This window comes from Luteimonas terrae, from assembly GCF_031457535.1.
GTDB lineage: Bacteria > Pseudomonadota > Gammaproteobacteria > Xanthomonadales > Xanthomonadaceae > Luteimonas > Luteimonas terrae_A.
Genome location: NZ_JAVDWO010000005.1, coordinates 91,712 through 111,662 on the forward strand (window position 1 = coordinate 91,712; position 19,951 = coordinate 111,662).

General features: G+C 67.9%; 17 protein-coding genes. 12 read left to right on the plus strand and 5 right to left on the minus strand.

Annotation, left to right across the window (positions count from 1 at the left end; all coding sequences use genetic code 11):
- The first annotated feature begins 82 nt into the window (after nt 1-82).
- The gene (gene fabF, locus J2W68_RS07340) at nt 83-1,321 is read left to right on the plus strand and encodes a beta-ketoacyl-ACP synthase II (protein ID WP_310234095.1); all 1,239 of its coding nucleotides are present in this window, start codon (nt 83-85) and stop codon (nt 1,319-1,321) included.
- 134 nt (nt 1,322-1,455) lie between these two features.
- On the opposite strand, the gene cysS is transcribed toward fabF, so the two are convergent.
- The gene (cysS, locus tag J2W68_RS07345; protein WP_310234097.1) at nt 1,456-2,823 is read right to left on the minus strand and encodes a cysteine--tRNA ligase; all 1,368 of its coding nucleotides are present in this window, start codon (nt 2,821-2,823) and stop codon (nt 1,456-1,458) included.
- Between the two features lie 160 nt (nt 2,824-2,983).
- Here cysS and J2W68_RS07350 point away from each other — a divergent pair, with 160 nt between their 5' ends.
- From J2W68_RS07350 to J2W68_RS07400, 11 genes are all read left to right on the plus strand, one after another.
- Nucleotides 2,984-3,478 (plus strand): hypothetical protein, encoded by a 495-nt coding sequence (locus J2W68_RS07350; RefSeq protein ID WP_310234100.1) that lies wholly within the window; start codon nt 2,984-2,986, stop codon nt 3,476-3,478.
- Between the two features lie 292 nt (nt 3,479-3,770).
- Complete coding sequence (locus J2W68_RS07355; RefSeq protein ID WP_310234103.1) at nt 3,771-4,793, plus strand: N-acetylornithine carbamoyltransferase; 1,023 nt, start codon at nt 3,771-3,773, stop codon at nt 4,791-4,793.
- 96 nt (nt 4,794-4,889) lie between these two features.
- Nucleotides 4,890-6,140 (plus strand): argininosuccinate synthase, encoded by a 1,251-nt coding sequence (locus tag J2W68_RS07360; RefSeq protein ID WP_310234106.1) that lies wholly within the window; start codon nt 4,890-4,892, stop codon nt 6,138-6,140.
- Between the two features lie 68 nt (nt 6,141-6,208).
- Entirely contained in the window at nt 6,209-6,565 is a 357-nt protein-coding gene (locus J2W68_RS07365) for a nuclear transport factor 2 family protein (protein ID WP_310234109.1), read from the plus strand.
- A gap of 4 nt (nt 6,566-6,569) precedes the next feature.
- Nucleotides 6,570-7,670: an acetylornithine deacetylase gene (locus J2W68_RS07370; protein ID WP_310234112.1), complete on the plus strand. Its 1,101-nt coding sequence runs from the start codon at nt 6,570-6,572 to the stop codon at nt 7,668-7,670.
- Between the two features lie 54 nt (nt 7,671-7,724).
- Nucleotides 7,725-9,050, plus strand: a complete 1,326-nt coding sequence (locus J2W68_RS07375; protein WP_310234116.1) for an acetylglutamate kinase — start codon at nt 7,725-7,727, stop codon at nt 9,048-9,050.
- A gap of 10 nt (nt 9,051-9,060) precedes the next feature.
- Nucleotides 9,061-10,011, plus strand: a complete 951-nt coding sequence (gene argC / locus J2W68_RS07380; RefSeq protein ID WP_310234118.1) for an N-acetyl-gamma-glutamyl-phosphate reductase — start codon at nt 9,061-9,063, stop codon at nt 10,009-10,011.
- Nucleotides 10,012-10,107: 96 nt separating this feature from the next.
- Nucleotides 10,108-11,403 (plus strand): argininosuccinate lyase, encoded by a 1,296-nt coding sequence (gene argH, locus J2W68_RS07385; protein ID WP_310234120.1) that lies wholly within the window; start codon nt 10,108-10,110, stop codon nt 11,401-11,403.
- A 28-nt stretch (nt 11,404-11,431) separates the two neighbouring features.
- The gene (locus J2W68_RS07390; RefSeq protein ID WP_310234123.1) at nt 11,432-11,689 is read left to right on the plus strand and encodes a YciI family protein; all 258 of its coding nucleotides are present in this window, start codon (nt 11,432-11,434) and stop codon (nt 11,687-11,689) included.
- A gap of 13 nt (nt 11,690-11,702) precedes the next feature.
- A complete protein-coding gene (proB, locus tag J2W68_RS07395; RefSeq protein ID WP_310234126.1) occupies nt 11,703-12,851 on the plus strand; it encodes a glutamate 5-kinase in 1,149 nt (382 codons plus the stop codon).
- Nucleotides 12,852-13,113: 262 nt separating this feature from the next.
- On the plus strand, nt 13,114-14,382 hold the full coding sequence (locus J2W68_RS07400; RefSeq protein WP_310234129.1) for a glutamate-5-semialdehyde dehydrogenase: 1,269 nt from the start codon (nt 13,114-13,116) through the stop codon (nt 14,380-14,382).
- Nucleotide 14,383: 1 nt separating this feature from the next.
- Here the strand turns inward: J2W68_RS07400 and pgaD are convergent, their stop codons facing one another.
- The 4 genes from pgaD to pgaA are packed head-to-tail and all read right to left on the minus strand — an operon-like array spanning nt 14,384 to nt 19,929.
- Entirely contained in the window at nt 14,384-14,824 is a 441-nt protein-coding gene (gene pgaD, locus J2W68_RS07405) for a poly-beta-1,6-N-acetyl-D-glucosamine biosynthesis protein PgaD (RefSeq protein WP_310234131.1), read from the minus strand.
- Entirely contained in the window at nt 14,821-16,080 is a 1,260-nt protein-coding gene (pgaC, locus tag J2W68_RS07410) for a poly-beta-1,6-N-acetyl-D-glucosamine synthase (protein ID WP_310234133.1), read from the minus strand. Before pgaC ends, pgaD begins: the two co-directional genes overlap by 4 nt.
- A 4-nt stretch (nt 16,081-16,084) precedes the next feature.
- Nucleotides 16,085-17,977: a poly-beta-1,6-N-acetyl-D-glucosamine N-deacetylase PgaB gene (gene pgaB / locus J2W68_RS07415; RefSeq protein ID WP_310234137.1), complete on the minus strand. Its 1,893-nt coding sequence runs from the start codon at nt 17,975-17,977 to the stop codon at nt 16,085-16,087.
- On the minus strand, nt 17,974-19,929 hold the full coding sequence (pgaA, locus tag J2W68_RS07420) for a poly-beta-1,6 N-acetyl-D-glucosamine export porin PgaA (protein WP_310234140.1): 1,956 nt from the start codon (nt 19,927-19,929) through the stop codon (nt 17,974-17,976). Before pgaA ends, pgaB begins: the two co-directional genes overlap by 4 nt.
- Nucleotides 19,930-19,951: the final 22 nt, after the last annotated feature.

Consider the following 19,951-nt stretch of genomic DNA (forward strand, 5'->3'; position numbering starts at 1 on the left):
TTCCAGCACGAGGCCGCGTTGCGGCCTCGTGCATATTGGCGGCGACCCACCGCGCCGTCACCGACTTCTCAGGAGTTGAACAATGGCCAAGCGCCGCGTCGTCATCACGGGCATCGGCATCCTCTCGCCGCTGGGCAACGACCTGGCGTCGAGCTGGGACGGCATCATCAACGGCCGGTCGGGCATCGGCCCGATCACCCATTTCGACGCCACGAATTTCGCCACGCGTATCGCCGGCGAGGTGAAGGGCTTCGACGCGACCCAGTGGATCGCGCCGAAAGACGTCAAGAAGATGGACCCCTTCGTGCACTACGGCGTCGCCGGGGGCCTGATGGCGATCGCGGATGCGGGCATCGACGTGCGCGAATCCGATGCCGAGCGTATCGGCGTGGCGATCGGCGCGGGCATCGGTGGCCTCAAGGGCATCGAAGAGACCGCGATCAAGTACGCCGAGGGCGGCCCGCGCAAGATCTCGCCGTTCTACGTGCCCAGCACGATCATCAACATGATCTCGGGCCAGGTCTCGATCATGACCGGCGCCAAGGGCCCGAACATCGCGGCCGTCACCGCCTGCACCACGGGCACGCACAACATCGGCCTGGCGATGCGCATGATCCAGTACGGCGATGCCGACGTGATGATCGCCGGCGGCGCCGAGTTCGCGACCACGCCGACTTCGGTCGGCGGCTTCTGCTCGATGAAGGCGATGTCGACCCGCAACGATGATCCGACCGGCGCCTCGCGTCCGTGGGACGTGGAGCGCGACGGTTTCGTCATGGGCGATGGCGCGGGCGTGCTGGTGCTCGAGGAATACGAGCGTGCCAAGGCACGCGGCGCGCGCATCTACGCCGAGGTGGCGGGTTTCGGCATGAGCGGCGACGCGTTCCACATGACCTCGCCCAGCGAGAACGGTGAGGGCGGTGGGCGTTGCATGCGCGCCGCGATCAATGATGCCGGGATCGATCCGTCGCAGATCGGCTACATCAACGCGCACGGCACCTCGACGCCGGCCGGCGATGTCGCCGAGACGATGGGCATCAAGGGCGTGCTCGGCGCGCATGCGTCGAAGGTGATGGTCAGCTCGACCAAGTCGATGACCGGTCATCTGCTGGGCGCGGCCGGCGGCATCGAGGCGGTGTTCTCGGCGATGGCGCTGCACACCGGCATCATTCCGCCGACGATCAACCTGCACACGCCAGGCGAGGGCTGCGACCTCGACTACGTGCCACTGACCGCGCGCGAGCACCAGGTCGAGTACGTGATGTCGAACTCGTTCGGCTTCGGCGGCACCAACGGCACGCTGGTGCTCCGCAAGGTCTGAGGCGGCGTTGGACTGATGAATCAAAAGGCCCGCGCAAGCGGGCCTTTTATCTATCTTCCGTAGGAGCGCGCTTGCGCGCGATGGCGCCTTGCCGGAATGCCCCATCGCGCGCAAGCACGCTCCTACAGGACGCCTTAGCCGCGCTTCCAGCGTACGCCCTGTGGCGTGTCCTCGAGCACGATCTGCTCGGCCGCCAGCTGGTCGCGGATCGCATCGGCGCGGGCGAAGTCGCGGGCCTGCTTGGCGGCGATGCGTTCGTCGATCAAGGTCTGGATACGCGCGTCGTCGTCGTCGCTGGCGCCGCGGGCGAACCAGTCGGCGGGGGGCTGCTGCAGGAGGCCCAGCGCGAGGCCGGCGCCGAGCAATTCCGACTTGAGCGTCGCGCGCGCGGACGCATCCGTGGCCTTGCGCGCCTCACCGGCGATGCGGGCGACCTCGGCCAGTGCGGCCGGGGTATTGAGATCCTCGTCGAGCGCGCGCTCGATGCTGTCTGGAATCCGCGCCTCGGCCTCGACATCAGCAAGGTCGCGCAGCGTCCCGTACAGCCGGTCCAGCGTGCGCACCGACTGTTCGATCAGCGCGTCCGACCAGTCCAGCGGCTGACGATAGTGGGCCGAGAGCAGGGCATAGCGCAGCGCTTCGGGTGCATGCGTGCGCACCAGATCGTGCACGCGCTCGATGTTGCCCACCGACTTCGACATCTTGCTGCCGGCAAAGGTCAGCATGCCGTTGTGCAGCCAGACCTTCGCGAACGGCGCGCCGCCGTGGGCGCATTCGCTCTGCGCGATCTCGTTCTCGTGGTGCGGAAACTGCAGGTCCACGCCGCCGGCATGAATGTCGATCGTCTCGCCCAGGTGCGCGGCGGCCATCGCCGAGCATTCAATGTGCCAGCCCGGCCGGCCGACGCCCCAAGGCGACTCCCAACCCGGGAGATCGTCGGTCGATGGCTTCCACAGCACGAAGTCGCCGGGGTCGCGCTTGTACGGCGCGACCTCGATGCGGGCGCCGGCGATCATGTCGTCGGTGTCGCGTCGCGAGAGCTTGCCGTAGCCGTCGAAGCTGCCGACCGCGAACAGCACGTGGCCTTGCGCCGCATAGGCATGGCCACTGTCGATCAGGCGCTCGATCATCGCGACGATCTCGCCGATGTGGGCGGTCGCGGCCGGCTCGATGTCCGGCGGGGCGATGCCCAGCGCGGCCATGTCTGCGCGGTAGGCGGCAGCGAAGCGGTCGGTGATCGTCGAGATCGCCACGCCCTGGTCGCGCGCGGCGGCGTTGATCTTGTCGTCGACGTCGGTGATGTTGCGCGCGTATTTCAGCGCGCCGAAGCGGCGCCGCAGCAGGTCGGCCAATACGCCGAACACGACCGGACCGCGTGCATTGCCGATGTGGACATAGTTGTAGACCGTCGGGCCGCAGACATACATCGTCGGGCACGCGGGATCGATAGGCGCGAACGGTTCGAGGCGGCGGGTCAGGCTGTTGTAGAGATGCAGGGACATGGCGGGCTCGCCGGGATAACCGGACGATTCTAACGGCGCCCGTCACGCTGCGCTGCCCTCGGGCGTCAGCGGGCCGCGAGCCGCGTGGTGACGGACGCGGTTTGTGTCCACGACAGCATCGATTCAGCCCCCACCGGTAGGCGCGGCCTACACTGCAACGGTGTCGATCGCGCTCCGAAACCACCCTCGTGCGAATCCTGCGTTGCCTGTGCTGGCAGCGTTGCTCGTGTGCGCGTGCCCGGCCTTCGCTCAGAGCCCGCCGCCGGCGCCCGAGAACGCGCGCCTCGAATACGCCCAGGTACTGCGTGCCGAACCGGTCTACCAGACCCTGCGCGCGACCAGCATGGTCGAGCGCTGCGAGGCGACAACGCCGGTCGCGTCGGAAGACCAGCGTCGCGGGTTCGCGCGCATGGTCGGCGCGGTCAAGGATGTGCTGCGCTCGGACGAAGACCGGGTCGAGGAGACCGACCGCTCCGCCGGCGGCGACTGCCGCATGGTGCCGATCGAGCGCGAGTTCCGCCGGCCGATCGCCTACGACGTCGACTACGTGCACAAGGGCGTCAAGTACCGTTCGCGGCTGCCGTATGACCCCGGCAACCGGCTCCGTGTGCGCGTGTCGGTCACGCCGATCGTGCCACCGGCCGGCGAGCGTTGAATGTCGCGTCCGCCGCTGTTGCAGTGCAAGGCTCCGCGTGCGAGGATTCGCGCCTCATGAACGCCCTGCGCGCCAACGCCGACATCCTCACCTCCGCCCGCATGGCGTCGGGGATGACCTCGCGTGCCCGCCGACCGGAAGCCCACATCCTCCCGGGCTAGTCGGAACGTCGTTCGCGTATGCGTGCTGTTCTGCAGAAAACCCGGCCGGTGCCGGGTTTTTTCGTTTCCGAAACACCGGTTTCATCGATCCATCCGATCCTTCCTCCATCGCCTCCACGAGATTCCCACCGATGACCGCGATCCGACACTTCCTCAATACGCAGGACTGGTCCCGTCCCGACCTCGACGCCTTGTTGGCCGATGCCGCCCGCTTCAAGCGCGAGAAGCTCGGCGACGCGCTCAAGGGCAGGTCGATCGCGCTGGTGTTCTTCAATCCGTCGATGCGCACGCGCACCAGTTTCGAGCTCGGCGCGTTCCAGCTCGGCGGGCACGCCATCGTGCTGCAGCCGGGCAAGGACGCCTGGCCGATCGAATTCGATCTCGGCACGGTGATGGACGGCGACACCGAGGAGCACATCGCCGAGGTCGCGCGGGTACTCGGCCGCTACGTCGACATGATCGGCGTGCGCGCGTTCCCGAAGTTCGTCGACTGGTCGGTCGACCGCGAGGACCGGGTGCTCAAGGCCTTCGCGCAGTACTCGCCGGTGCCGGTCATCAACATGGAGACCATCACCCATCCCTGCCAGGAACTGGCGCACGCGCTGGCGCTGCAGGAGCACTTCGGCACGTCCGACCTGCGCGGCAAGAAATACGTGCTGACCTGGACCTATCACCCGAAGCCGCTCAACACTGCGGTCGCGAACTCGGCGCTGACCATCGCCACGCGCCTGGGGATGGACGTGACCCTGCTGTGCCCGACACCGGACTACGTGCTCGATGCGCGCTACATGGACTGGGCGGCGCAGAACGTCGCCGAGAGCGGCGGTTCCCTCGCTGTGAGCCACGACATCGACAGCGCCTACGCCGGCGCCGACGTGGTCTACGCCAAGAGCTGGGGCGCGCTGCCGTTCTTCGGCAACTGGGCGCCCGAGAAGCCGATCCGCGACCAGTACCAGCACTTCATCGTCGACGAGCGGAAGATGGCGCTGACCAACAACGGCGTGTTCTCGCACTGCCTGCCGCTGCGCCGCAACGTCAAGGCCACCGATGCGGTGATGGATTCGCCGCAGTGCATCGCCATCGACGAGGCCGAGAACCGGCTGCACGTGCAAAAAGCCGTGATGGCCGCGCTGATGCGCGGCAGTGATTCGTGATGACCGGACATTCGTCCGTTTAGAGCGGTGATTCGTAAGAGCAGAGCCGATTCCGTGTTCTTTGACCCCCATCTTCAAGCGTAGAGACCTTCTCCCATGTCGCAGCAGTCCGCTTCTTCGAATCACGAATCACGAATCACGAATCACGCCGCCGGTGAAAGCCGGCACATCGTGCTGGCTTTCAGCGGCGGCCTCGACACCAGCTTCTGCGTGCCCTATCTGAAAGAGCAGGGCTGGACCGTGCACACGGTGTTCGCCGACACCGGCGGCGTCGATGCCGACGAGCGCGCCTTCATCGAGCAGCGCGCCGCCGAACTCGGTGTCGCCAGCCACGTCACCGTCGACGGCGGCGCGGCGATCTGGGACGGCTTCGTCAAGCCCTTCGTCTGGGCCGGTGAGGCCTACCAGGGCCAGTACCCGCTGCTGGTGTCGGACCGCTATCTGATCGTCGACGCCGCGCTCGCGCGCGCCGCCGAACTGGGCACCAACGCGGTCGCGCACGGCTGCACCGGCATGGGCAACGACCAGGTGCGCTTCGACCTGGCGGTCAAGGCGCAGGGCGAGTACCGCATCGTGGCGCCGATCCGCGAGATCCAGAAGGAACACACGCAGACCCGCGCCTACGAGCAGGCGTATCTGGAGGAGCGCGGCTTCGGCGTGCGCGCCAAGCAGCAGGCCTACACGATCAACGAAAACCTGCTGGGCCTGACGATGTCCGGCGGCGAGATCGACCGCTGGGAAGCGCCGGGCGAGGGCGCGCGCGGCTGGTGCGCGCCGCGTGCCGAGTGGCCGGAAGCGCCGCTGCAGGTCAAGGTCCGGTTCGAGCAGGGCACGGCGGTCGCGCTCGACGGCGAAACGCTGCCGGGCGAGCAGATCCTGGCGAAGCTCAACGCCCTGTTCGCGCCCTACGGCGTGGGCCGCGGCGTCTACACCGGCGACACCGTGATCGGCCTCAAGGGCCGCATCGTGTACGAGGCGCCGGGCCTGATCTCGCTGCTCGCCGCGCACCGCGCGCTCGAGGACGCGGTGCTGACCAAGCAGCAGAACCGCTTCAAGCCCGAGGTCGCGCGCAAGTGGACCGAGCTGGTCTATGAAGGCTTCTTCCACGATCCGCTCAAGGCCGACATTGAAGCCTTCCTCGAATCCTCGCAGGCCAAGGTCACCGGTGACGTGGTGCTGGAAACCCGCGGCGGTCGCGTCGATGCGGTGGCGGTGACCTCGCCGCACATCCTCAACGCCAAGGGCGCGACCTATGCGCAGTCGGCGGACTGGGGCGTCGAAGAAGCCGAGGGCTTCATCAAGCTGTTCGGCATGAGCAGCACCCTCTACGCGCAGGTCAATCGCTGAGCGTGTCTGCCGCGGCCGGGCGCGAGTTCCGTGCTGCGGCGGCAGTGAACATCCAGGGCGTACCGTCGATGTCAGATCCCACCATCCCCGTCGCCCGGCAGTTCGAGGCGTACAACCGCCACGACCTGCCGGCATTCGTCGCGTGTTTCGCCGCGGATTTCCAGGCGTTCCGCATGCCCGCGCTGCAGCCGTCGCTGCAGGGCATCGGGGCGCTGGAGGCGTTCTATGCCGAGCATCGCTTCAACAATCCGGCACTGCGCGCCGAGCTGATCTCGCGCACGGTGCTGGGCCGGCTGGTGTTCGATCACGAACGCATCCACGGCCTGCAGGCACAGCCGATGGAGAGCATGGCGGTGTTCGAGGTCGAAGACGCGCTGATCAAGACCGCCTGGTTCTATGTGTCCGACGCGCCATCCCCGACGTGAAGCCATGACCGACCTGCTCAGCCAGACCCTCGACCATCTCGAACAGCTGGTGTCCTTCGACACCCGCAATCCGCCGCGTGCGATCGAAGCCGAGGGTGGGATCTTCGATTACATCCGTGGCCAGCTGTCCGGCTTCGAGATCGAGGTCATCGACCACGGCGACGGCGCGGTGAGCCTGTTCGCGGTGCGCGGTGCGCCGACGGTGCTGTTCAACGTGCATCTGGATACGGTGCCGGACTCGCCCGACTGGAGCGCCGATCCGCATGTAATGCGGCGCCTCGACGATCGCGTGGTCGGCCTCGGCGTCTGCGACATCAAGGGCGCCGCGGCGGCGCTGATCGCGGCAGCGAATGCTGGCGACGGCGATGCGGCGTTCCTGTTTTCCTCGGACGAGGAAGCCAACGATCCGCGCTGTATCGCCGCGTTTCTCGCGCGCGGTCTGCAGTTCGAGGCGGTGCTGGTCGCCGAGCCGACGAGTTGCGAAGCGGTGCTCGCGCATCGCGGTATCACTTCGGTGCTGATGCGCTTCGCCGGCACCGCGGGGCATGCATCCGGCAAGCAGGATCCGGCGGCCAGCGCCTTGCACCAGGCGATGCGCTGGGGCGGCCATGCGCTCGACCATGTCGAGTCGCTGGCGCACGCACGCTTCGGCGGCCTGACCGGTCTGCGCTTCAACATCGGTCGGGTCGAGGGCGGCATCAAGGCCAATATGATCGCGCCAGCGGCCGAGCTGCGTTTCGGTTTCCGGCCGTTGCCGTCGATGGATGTCGACGCGTTGCTGGAGACGTTCGCCGGTTTCGCGCAGCCCGACGCGGCGCATTTCGAGGAAACCTTCCGTGGCCCGAGTCTGCCGTCCGGCGACATCGCCCGCGCCGAAGATCGCCGCCTCGCCGCGCGCGATATCGCGGATGCATTCGATCTGCCGATCGGCAATGCCGTCGATTTCTGGACCGAAGCCTCACTGTTTTCGGCCGGCGGTTACACCGCCCTGGTCTACGGCCCGGGCGACATCGCCCAGGCCCACACCGGCGATGAGTTCGTGACGCTCGAACAGCTGCAGCGCTACGCCGATTCGGTGCACCGGATCATCAACGGCAATCACTGATCGCCAACACCGATCCATTCCCACGCGTCATCCACGCCCAACCGATTGCAGCCCGTGAACATTCCCGCGACCCACGTCCAGACCCGTCAGACCATCGTGCGCCTGCTCTCGAGCATGGCCAGCGCGAAGGAGATCAGCCAGTACCTCAAGCGATTTTCGCAGCTCGATGCCAAGCGCTTCGCCGTGGTCAAGGTCGGCGGCGCGGTGCTGCGCGACGAACTCGACGATCTGACCTCCTCGCTGTCGTTCCTGCAGGAAGTCGGCCTGACCCCGATTGTGCTGCACGGCGCCGGCCCGCAGCTGGACGCCGAACTCGCCGCGGCCGGCATCGAGAAGCGGACCGTCGGCGGCCTGCGCGTGACCACGCCCGAGGCGCTAGCGATCGTGCGTCGTGTGTTCCAGGCCGCGAACCTGCGCCTCGTCGAGGCCCTGCAACGCAACGGCGCGCGCGCGACCTCGATCACCGGCGGCGTGTTCGAAGCGACGTATCTCGACCAGGCGACCTATGGCCTCGTCGGCGAAGTGAGCACCGTGAACCTCGCGCCGATCGAAGCCAGCCTGCAGGCCGGCTCGATCCCGGTGATCACCAGCCTGGGCGAAACCGCGTCGGGTCAGATCCTCAACATCAATGCCGATTTCGCCGCCAACGAACTCGTGCGCGAACTGCAGCCCTACAAGATCATCTTCCTCACCGGCACCGGCGGTCTGCTCGATGCCGACGGCAAGGTCATCGATTCGATCAACCTGTCGACCGAGTACGACCATCTGATCGAGCAGCCCTGGATCCACGGCGGCATGAAGGTCAAGATCGAGCAGATCAAGGCGCTGCTCGAAGGCTTGCCGATGGCCTCGTCGGTGTCGATCACGCGGCCGGCGGATCTGGCCAAGGAATTGTTCACCCACAAGGGCTCGGGCACGCTGGTGCGTCGCGGCGAACAGGTGCTGCGCGTGACGGACTGGTCGCAGCTCGATCTCGAACGCCTCAAGTCGCTGATCGAATCGAGCTTCGGCCGTGAGCTCGCACCGGATTATTTCGAACGCACGCCGCTGCTGCGCGCCTACGTCAGCGAGAACTACCGCGCTGCGGTGATCCTGACCGAAGGCGAGGGCACCGTGTATTTGGACAAGTTCGCCGTGCTCGACGATGCACAGGGCGAAGGCCTCGGCCGCGCGGTGTGGAATGTGATGCGTGACGAGACGCCGCAGCTGTTCTGGCGCTCGCGCCACCACAACCAGGTCAACATCTTCTACTACGCCGAGTCCGACGGCTGCATCAAGCAGGAGAAGTGGAAGGTGTTCTGGTACGGGCTCGACGGGTTCGAACAGATCCAGCGCTGCGTCGCGCATTGCGCCACGCGCGCACCCACCCTGATCGGCTGAGGTGATCGCCATGACCCAACGCAAGACCATCGGCATCGTCGGCGCGCGCGGCCATACCGGCCAGGAACTGATCCGCCTCGTCGCCGCGCATCCAGGCCTGGCGCTCATGTTCGTGTCCTCGCGCGAGCTCGACGGTCAGCGCGTCGCCGATCACAACGACGGCTTCGCCGGCGAACTGCGCTTCGAAAGTCTCGATGCCGACGCGGTCGCCGCCAAGGGCGTCGACGCGGTGATCCTCGCGCTGCCCAACGGCAAGGCCGCACCGTTCGTCGCCGCGATCGATGCCGTGAAACCCGACACCGTGATCATCGATCTGTCGGCCGATTATCGCTTCGACGCCGGCTGGTACTACGGCCTGCCGGAACTCACCCGTACGCAGTACGCCGGCCAGCGCCGGATCAGCAATCCGGGCTGCTACGCCACCGCGATGCAGCTGGCGATCGCGCCGCTGGTCGAACATCTCGCCGGCCCGCCGCAGTGCTTCGGCGTGTCCGGCTACTCGGGCGCGGGCACCACGCCGTCGGACAAGAACGATACCGCGCTGCTGGCCGACAACCTGATGCCGTATGCGCTGACCAACCACGTGCACGAGCGCGAGGTGTCGAAGCAGCTGTCGCTGCCGGTCGAGTTCATGCCGCATGTCGCGCCGCATTTCCGCGGCATCACGATGACGGTGAACCTGTGGCTCTCGGCCCCGATGTCGCGCGATGTGGTCAAGGCGCTATACGAGGCCCGCTATGCCGACGAGCCGCTGGTCGAAGTCATCGACGACGCGCCGTGGGTCAGCCGCATCGCCGGCCGCCACGGCGCGCAGATCGGTGCCTTCACGATGGCGCCCGGCAATGGCCGGGTCGTCGTCGTGGCGACACTCGACAACCTGCTCAAGGGCGCGGCGACGCAGGCGATGCAGAACCTCAACCTCGCGCTGGGCTTCGACGAGCTGACGTCGATCCCGCACTGATTTCCCGTGTAGGAGCGCGCTCGCGCGCGAACGCGCTTCACCGGCACTGCCTCATCGCGCGCGAGCGCGCTCCTACAGTTTCGCAAGGACACCGACATGAGCACTCTCCTCTGGCAGAAGCCCGGCGTCGCCGTCGACACGCAGATCCAGGCGTTTCTCGCCGGTGACGACGTGATCCTCGACCGCGAATTCTTCCTGCACGACATCGCCGCGAGCGCCGCGCATGCCGAAGGCCTGCAGCGCGTCGGCATTCTCTCCAGCGACGAGCTCGACGGGCTCAAGCGCGAGCTCGCCACGCTGGCCGACGACTTCCGCAGCGGCGCCTTCGTACTCGACGAACGCTTCGAGGACGGTCATTCCGCGATCGAGGACCGGCTGACCGAACGCCTCGGCGATGCCGGCCGGCGCATCCACACCGGCCGCAGCCGCAACGACCAGGTACTGGTCGCGACGCGCCTGTGGCTGAAGGAAAAGCTCGCGCGTCTGTCCGCGCTGTCGCGCGAGATCGCGAAGGTCGCGCTCGACCGCGCCGAAGCGGAGCGCGAGCTGCCGATTCCCGGCTACACCCACATCCAGCGCGCCGTGCTGTCGTCGGGCGGTATGTGGTGGTCGGGCTGGGCCGAGGCCTTCATCGATGACGCGGTGCGCGCGCAGGACACGCTCGCGTTGATCGACTGCAATCCGCTCGGCACTGCGGCGGGCTACGGCGTGAACCTCGCGCTCGACCGCGACCACACCACCGCTGCACTCGGCTTCGCGCGCCTGCAGGTGTCGCCGGTCTATGCGCAGCTTTCGCGTGGCAAGTTCGAACTCGCCGCATTGGAGGCGCTGGGCAGCGCGACGCTGGATCTGCGTCGTCTGGCCTGGGACCTGTCGCAGTTCACCAGCGCCGAGTACGGCTTCGTCGCGCTGCCGGCGCAATACACGACCGGCAGCTCGATCATGCCGAACAAGCGCAATCCCGACGTCGTCGAGCTGATGCGCGCCACGCACGCCAGCGTCGCCGCGGCGCGCACCGAGATCGAACAGCTGCTGTCGCTGCCGTCGGGCTACCACCGCGACCTGCAGAGTTCCAAGGGCGCGATCTTCCACGGCTTCGGTCGTGGCCTCGCCGCGCTGGAACTGCTGCCAGCGCTGCTGGCGAATCTGGAATGGCGCGAAGACCGCCTGCGCGCCGCGGTCGATTCGGGCATGTACGCAACCGACGTCGCGGTCGAAGCGGCGATTGCCGGCGTGCCGTTCCGCGAGGCCTACCAGGCGGCCGCGGCCAGCGCTGACACGGCCGGGCAGGGGCGTACGCCGGAAGGCAGCCTCGCCGCGCGCACCTCGCCGGGTGGCGCCGCCGACCTGCGTCTGGACACGCTGCGCGCGCGCTGGGACGCGCTGACCTGAGGTTCGGTCCAACCGTGGAGACGCCGACATGAAACGCTTTCTCGTCATCGCGATGCGTCGCCGGGACTTCGATGCATCCGTCGTCTCGCCGCATCAGGCTTTCCTCGATGACCTGCGTGCGCGTGGTCTGCTGGACATGACCGGCGGCTTTGCGGACGGCACCGGCGGTGCGTATCTGTTGAGCGGGATCGAGACATTGGCCGAGGCGCAGGCGATCGTCGCGGCCGACCCGCTGGCCCTGCAGAATGCGAGCGAGCTCGTCGTCCACGAGTGGAACACCCGCTGAGCGCAGCCGACCGATGCACGTGCCCGACACAGACGCGTTTCCCGAGCAACCGCTGCCGCCCTGGCGACGCGCGGTGCTCAAGGTCGGCAGCAGTCTGCTCGCGGCCGACGGCGGTGGTTTGTCGGACCAGTACGCTGCGGCGCTGGCCGGTTTCGTGCGCGCGAGCCACGCCGCGGGGCGCGAACTCGTCGTGGTGTCGTCGGGCGCTGTCGCAGCGGGCCGGGCGATCCTGCATGCGAACCTCGCACCCGGCGCGCCGATGGCCGAGCGCCAGGCGCTGGCCGCGTTAGGCCAGGCGCGACTGACCGGCTTCTGGCAGGGCTTCTTCGAACGTCCGGTCGCGCAGGTGTTGCTGACCCACGATGACCTGCGCAATCGCCGCCGCTATCTCAATGCACGCGCCACGCTGACCGCGCTGCTGCGCCACGGCGCGCTGCCGGTGGTCAACGAGAACGACACGGTCTCGGTCGACGAACTCAAGCTCGGCGACAACGACAATCTCGCCGCGATCGTGGCTGCGCTGGTCGATGCGGATGTGCTGTTCATCGCCACCGATATCGATGGTCTGTTCGATGCGGATCCGCGCATCGAGCCACACGCGCGGCCGATGCCGGTGGTCGCGAAGATGAGTGCGTCATTGCTTGCAGTCGCCGGTGGCGCCGGCAGCAATGTCGGCACCGGCGGCATGCGCACCAAGCTCGAGGCCGCGCAGCGTGCCGCGTCGGCGGGCGTTGCAACAGTGTTGTTCAACGGCCGCCGCGCGGACGTGCTCGAAGGTCTCGCGCACGACCGCCTGCGCGGCACACGGATCCATCCACTGCGCACGCGCATGGCTGCGCGCAAGCACTGGCTGCAGAACGCACCGGCGGAGGCCGGCGCGATTCTCGTCGACAGCGGCGCCGCGAATGCGATGGTCGAGAAGGGCGCCTCGCTGCTGCCGGGTGGCGTGCTCGCTGCGGAAGGCCAGTTCCGGCGTGGCGATCTCGTGTCGGTGGTGTTGCGCGATGGTGACGCGCGCGAGCCGATCGCGCGCGGCGTGACCCAGTATTCGGCCGACGACATCCGCCGGCTGGCGCGTCGGCATTCGCGGGACATCGAAGCGACGCTCGGCTACAGCTACGGCGAGACCATCGTGCATCGGGATGATCTGGTGCTGGTTTGAGTCGTAAGCGTAATTTCGCGACAGTCTTTCCATCGTCATCCCGGCGGAAGCCGGGATCCAGCGACTTTTTGCCGCTCCCTTGTGCAGCTCCAAAGTCACTGGATTCCGGCTTGCCCAGACATTCGTCTGTTGAAAGCCGCCGGAATGACGGTAGTTGTTGACGCGTGCGCTGATTGGATGGGTGCGGGCAGTTGCCGCCGCAAGCATCGCAACCGATTCCGCATCGCGCTAAGTTGTCGGTCCCCACACCACACCCACGTCCATGCGCGAGATCCGAACCGCCGCCCTGGCCTGCCGCGATGCCGCTGCCCAGCTGGCGATGCTCGATACCGACGCGCGCAATGCGCTGCTGCGTGCGATGGCCGATGCGCTCGACGCGCAGGCCGACGCGATTCTTGCCGCGAATGCACGCGACATCGAAGCTGCGGAAGCGCGCGGCACGACGGGTGCGCTGCTCGATCGTCTGCGTCTCGACGCTGCGCGACTCGCCGGTTTGTCCGCCGCGGTTCGCGAAGTCGCCGAACTGCCGGACCCCGTCGGGCAGGTCACCCGTGATGACGTGCGTCCGAACGGCATCCGCGTGCGCAAGGTGCGGGTGCCGCTGGGCGTGATCGCGATGATCTACGAGGCACGTCCGAACGTGACCGCCGATGCGGCGGCGTTGTGCATCAAGGCCGGCAACGGGGTGATCCTGCGTGGCGGCAGCGAGGCGATCCACTCGAACACCGCGATCGCCGATGCGCTGCGTGCTGCGATCGCAGCGCAGGGTGTCGGCGCCGATGTGCTGACCCTGGTGACCGATCTGCGCCGCGAGACGATGCTCGAACTGCTGCAGCTCAGCGACATCGTCGACCTCGCCATTCCGCGCGGCGGCGAGGGCCTGATCCGCTTCGTCGCCGAGCACGCACGCGTGCCGGTGATCAAGCACTACAAGGGCGTCTGCCATCTGTTCGTCGATACCAGCGCCGATCCCGGACTCGCGCTGCGATTGCTGCTCGACGGCAAGACCGGTCGGCCCAGCGCCTGCAATGCGCTGGAGACGCTGCTGGTCCACGCGGATATCGCCGATGTCTTCGTGCCGCGGGCGATCGAAGCACTACAGCAGCGGGGCGTGGAGGTCCGCGGCGATGCCGGCATCGCATCGCGCGCGGACGGCGTCGTGCCGATCGGCGACGACGACGACGCTGCGGAGTTCCTCGATCTGGTCATTGCCGCGCGCGTCGTCGATTCGCTCGATGCCGCGCTGGCGCACATCCGGCGATTCGGTTCCGACCACACCGAAGTGATCGCGACGCAGGATGACGCCAATGCGCGTCGCTTCATCGCGTCCCTGCGCGCCGCGGTCGTCATGGTCAATGCCTCGTCGCGCTTCAGCGATGGCGGCGAACTCGGACTGGGCGCGGAGATCGGCATCTCCACCACGCGTCTGCACGCCTACGGACCGATGGGCCTGGAGGCGCTGACCGTCGAGCGCTTCGTCGTCGACGGGGCGGGGCAGGTGCGGCACGCGGAGAACGCGGCCGCGTTCTGAGTCAGCTGCCGACCCTCGCCGCGACGGGATTCGCATCGTCGTCGAGGGCCAGTTGCACGATGCGGCCCTCGCGCAGTTTCGTCGTCAGGGCTGCGCTCGCGCCGAGGGCGATGCGGACCTGCTCGTCGTCGATCGGCTCGCGACGCCTGCGGCGATCGGTCCTGGAGAAGCGCACGCGGTTGTATTCCGCCCAACCGAGCAGCAGCACGCTGCAGACCAGGGCGATCAAGGGCAGCGACAGCAGCAGGAACGCATCGATCTCGTTGTCGTTGAGATACAGCCGCAGATACGCCGTACGCACACCGATGAACCAGGCGACGGCCGTGATCAGCGGCACCCAGAGCCAGGCGTAGACCGTCCACGCGGCGGCGGTGAGTGCGCCCGAAGCGAAGCGCTTGCGTGGCCGGCGCGCGGGCATGTGATTGATGATGGGCGGGGTCATGCGGGAGCTCCTCGATCGGGACTGATCCAGACGGCGCGGCGACGACGGCGCAGCAGCGTGCGCGGGAAGGCGACGACGGCGGTGAACATGCCGAGCATCCAGAAGGCGATCGGGTACCAGATCACCCAGTAGAAATGCCGGGTCAGCTTGGTTTCATAGCGGCGTTCGATCATCAGGCTGGTGCCGAACTGCAGCATGCAGACGAAGGCGAGTACCACGCCGTGCCAGCGCGGCAGCATCGTCTCCACGTGCCAGGCCGGTGGCAGGGTCACGAACATGCCGACCAGCCACAACACGATGATCGTCAGCATCACGTAGGCCCAGGCCAGGCTCAGCATGTATTCGAGCAGGACGCCCCACATGCGGCGCTTGCGCCACGCCAGCACGCTGCGGCCATGGCTCAGCAGGACTTCCACGCCGCCGCAGGCCCAGCGCAGCCGCTGCGACCACAACCCGCGCAGGGTTTCCGGCATCAGGATCCAGCACAGCGCGTTGGGCTCGTAGCGGATGTCCCAGCCGGCCATCTGCAGGCGCCAGGAAATGTCGATGTCCTCGGTGACCATCTGGTCTGACCAGTAGCCCACGTCGTGCAGCGCGGTGCGGCGGAACGCGCAGATCACGCCCGAGATCGTGAACAGCCGCCCGTAAGTCCGCTGGGCACGCTTGATCAGGCCGATGATCGCGGAGAACTCACCGATCTGCATGCGCCCCAGAAGCGTGGTGCGATTGCGGATGCGCGGGTTGCCGGTGACTGCGCCCACGCGCGGGCCGTCGATCAGATGGCCGACCATCCAGCGCACCGCATGCGGATCGAGCATGGCATCGGAATCCACGCAGACCAGGTAATCCGACGCGGCCGCCAGCGTGCCCATGCGCAGCGCGTTGGCCTTGCCCTGGTTTTCCGCCAGATGCACCACGCGCAGCCGCGGATGGTCGGCGACCAGCGCGTCGAGCAGTTCCCGCGTGCGGTCGCTGCTGCCGTCATTGATGGCGATGATCTCGAAATCCGGATACATCTGCGCCGACAGCGCGGTGATCGTCGAGACGATGTGGTCCTCTTCGTTGAAACAGGGCACCAGCACCGAAACGAACGGCGTATGCGGCATCGGCGGCGGCGCGTCGGGCCTGGGCGCATTGCGCTCGCGCCGCAGGTAGTAATAGACGCCGCCGGTCATCCAGAAGAACGCCATGATGATCGGGTAGAAGAACGCGAAATTGAACATCCAGCGCGTCCACGCAATCGAAGACCAGTCCATCGGCTCAGCGCTCCAGGTAGGGGAAGGCGCGCGCGGACATCGCGTCGCGCGCGTCCTCGAGCGTCGGCTGATTGCCGATGAAATCGTCGGGGTAGTAGCCCAGGTGACGGATGCCGGCCGCCTGCAGCATTCGCGACTGCGCGCGCAGCGTGTCGCCCGGCAACGGCGCGGGCACGCGCCAGTCGACGGTCTGCAGTTCGAACAGCGTGCGTTCGACGCCGTCGGGTGTGGCACGCACCGCAGCGGCGAGCGTACGAAGCCACGCCTGCGGATCGTCGGCCTGCTCCATGTGCGGCATCGCCATCAGTGCAGTGGTGTCGTAGGCGGCGAGAAAGGGCTCGAGCCGCTGCGCGAACCAGGCTTCGGATGCCGGCTCCAGCACCGGCCGCGCGAACAGGTTGCGCGCGGTCATGAGCTTGGGCCGCCAGCGCTGGGCCGCCGTCTTGAGCGCCATCGTGAAGTCGATCAGGCCCTGCGTGCGCGCGGCCGGTACGCCACCGCCGTAGCCGGGAATCTCGTCGTCGCGCAGGTAGGCGTCGTCGTGGAACAGCAGGCCGTCGAAATGGCTGTTCGCGGCGAGTTCGGCATAGATGTCCGAGACGATGTCGAGCGTGCGTGGATCGCCCGGATCCAGCCGCGGGATCTCGTTCTCGCCGGTTGCCTCGATCTGTAGTTCACGTTGCAGGTTCGCGTCGGCCAGTTTGAAGCCGAGCACCGGCATCCATGCGTAGACCCGCACCTGCGCGCGCGTGCGCAGCTGCCAGGCGACGCGGTTGAACAGGTCGGCGCGCACCGGCATGTGCCGGCTGGGGAAGTACACCGCTTCGGCGGCGCCGTCGCCGTCGGGATCGGCGAACGCCTGCAGCCACACGTGGCTCGGGCCGATGTCCTGGATGCGCTGCACCAGCACGTCGACATTGCGCGCCAGCTGCGCCGGGTCCGCGTCGTAGACGTAATCGAGATCCACCTGGATCGCGCGCATGCCGTCGAGCGACAGATCACGGCGCAGTTCGCCGGCGAGATCGCGGACGTCCGGATTGCGGTGCATCAGCAGGCGCGCGAGGCTCGCGAGCGACGCCTGGTCGGCGCGGTCCTCGCCCTGCAGGCCGAGGTCGGTGGCCTGTGCGCGGCCTTCGAGATCGAATGACAGGTCCATGCCGAGCGCGGTGGCGATGCCGTTGGCGACATCGTTGTAGGCGGCGTAGGGCCACACGATCACGCGCGGCGCCTGGCCGATATTGCGTTCGATCAACGCGCGGCTGGCCTGCAGGTCGGCCTCGATGCGCGCACGCCACGCGGCTTCACGCTCGTAGCCGCTGCCCTCGCTCCAGATGCGGGTGACCGCGGCCGGGGTCTGGTTGCCGAACGGGTTGCCGGGAAGTCCGCGATGCAGGTCATGGCTGTGCGAGCCGATTTCGACCAGGCCGCTGTCGTGCATCTCGCGCAGCTGCGCCCAGGTCAGGAAATCACCGGTGGTGAAATCGCGCGGGCCGTAGGGCACGGCCTGGTCGGCCGGCAGTTCGACCCAACTGGTCACAGGCGCCACCAGTGCGGGCCAGTTGTAGGCGCGCAGCAGCGGAAAGACATGCGTGTACACGCTGCGCAGGCCGTCGTCGAAGGTCAGCAGCACTGCCTTGTTCGGCAAGGTGCCGCGGCCGGCGCGCGCGTCGATGACCTGCTGCACGCTGACGGCCTGGTAGCCGTGCGCGCGCAGCCAGTCGAGATGCTGGGCGAAGTTCGTCGTCGACACCGCATAGGGATCGGGATCGCCCTTCGGCGCCACGTCGTCGCGCACATCGTGATAGCTGAGCACCAGCAGCGAGGCATGTGCGGGCGGCAGCACGGACAGCAGCGCGAGCAGCGCGGCCGCGATCCAGGCGCGTGTGGACACGATCATCGGGCACCTCCCCAGCGCAGTTCGACATCGAAGGCGACGCGTTGCTCGCGTAGTCCGTCGTAGACCGGGCGCGACCACGCTACGCCGTACTCCAGTTCATGACCGTCGCGTCGCCACAGGTGGCGATACCCCAGCGACGGCACCCAGTGCGTGCCCGCATCGCGCTGCCAGTACGGGCCGGCCATCACGTCGACGCGCTGCTGGAACGCGGTCTCGTAGCGCCGCCAGGTGATGTGGTCCAGGCGCAGGCCGACGTTCGCCGACGCGTCGCGTTCGGGATTGAAGTAGCCCACCGTGTCGCCGCGCGAGCCGCGGCTCGTATAGGCCGACAGCAGGCCGTCGACCATCAGATGCGGACGCGTCAGCAGACGCTGCGTCGCATCGACACCGAGCTGGTCGCGCGTGTTGCCGTCGTCGTAGCGCAGCCGCGACAGCCGGCCCTGCAGGGCGAAGGTGTCGCTAGGGATGTAGGAGGCGGTGAGCGTCGCGCTGTCGGCATCGATGCCGAGGCGGCGCGCCTGCAGCGATGTGTCCTGCGTATTGCGTGCGAATTCCAACCCGGTGCGCCATGCATCGCTGAAGCGCCAGTCGGCGCCGAGCGTCCAGGTCGCACCGCTGGATGCACCGCTTGCCGCGCCGAGCGTCGCCCAGGCACCGAGACGGTCGTGGCGGTACCAGGTGCCGACACCCGCCGCGCGATGCCGCACGCGGCCGTCGATGAAATCGGCCCAGTCTTCGAGCGCGAACACGCCGACGCGCCAGCGGTCGTCGATCAGCGGCGACCGCACTTCGAGCGCCCAGCCACCGTCGCGACTGCCGAACGGCGAGATCGAGGTGCCCGCGCCGTCGCGTTGCCGGCTGCGCCCGCGGTTTGCCGACAGCGTGGCCTGGACGCCGCGGTGGCGGTCCAGATCGCGTTCCACACGATCCAGCCGGGGATCCTCGGGATGCGCCCGCTGCAAGGTGGTCAGCGCATCGCGCGCTGCGTCGATGCGGGCGAGGGCGGTCAGCGCCCCGACGCGGCCGGCGAGGGCGTCGCGGTCCTGCGGCGCCATGGTGAGTGCCATCTCGTAGCGTTCCAGTGCGGCGGACGGGCGTGACCTGCGCGACTGCACCGCGCCGTAGGCGGCCTGCAGGCCCGGATTGTTCGGGCCGATGCCGGCCAGTGACTGCAGCATCCGTTCCGCACGTGCGTTGTCGTTGGCGTAGGAGTGCGCCAGCGCGTGATTGAGGTCGGCGCTGTAGCGGTCCCAGTTCTCGTAGCCGCGCAACGCGCCGGGCTGGTGCGGCCAGGCGGCCTGCGATTCGGCCAGGCTCTCGAGTAGCGGCAGGGCGCGATCGAAGCGCTCGGTTTCGATAAAGGCGTAGCCCAGCAGGATGCGGGCGTTGATGTCGTGCGGCGCATGGGTGATCGCGGTTTCCAGTACCGGAATGGCGTCGGCCGGGCGGCGCAGGGCCAGCAGCGAATCGCCGACGGTGCCGAGGATGTAGGCCGGCACTTCGATGCCGTCATCGAGCAGTGCCTGATAGCCGGCCACCACGGCCTCGTGCTGCTGCAGGTGGTTCAGCGCCGACAGCGCGTCGACGCGCAGGCGCGTGGATTCCCAGTTGGTCTGGCGCGGCGCGTCGCGCTGCAGCGCTTCGAGTTCGGCGAGCGCGGCACGCGATTCGGCGAGCCGTGCGTCCGGCGTTTCCGGCTCGACCCGGCCCCAGCCGATGGATCGCGCCACCGCATCGCCTTCGATGCGTTCGCGCTCGTGATCCGCGAACAGGTGCGGACGCTGACGCATCGATTCGACCGCGAGTCGCGAGCTGCCCAGATCGGTAAGGATCAACACCCGCAGGCGGAAGGCATCGTCGTCATCGGGTGCGGCCGCAAGCCGGCGCTCCACGACCAGCAACGCTTCCGTCGGTCGGTCCTGTGTACGCAGCTGCTCCGCCTGGCTGCGCACTGCAGGATCCGAGGCCGCGAAT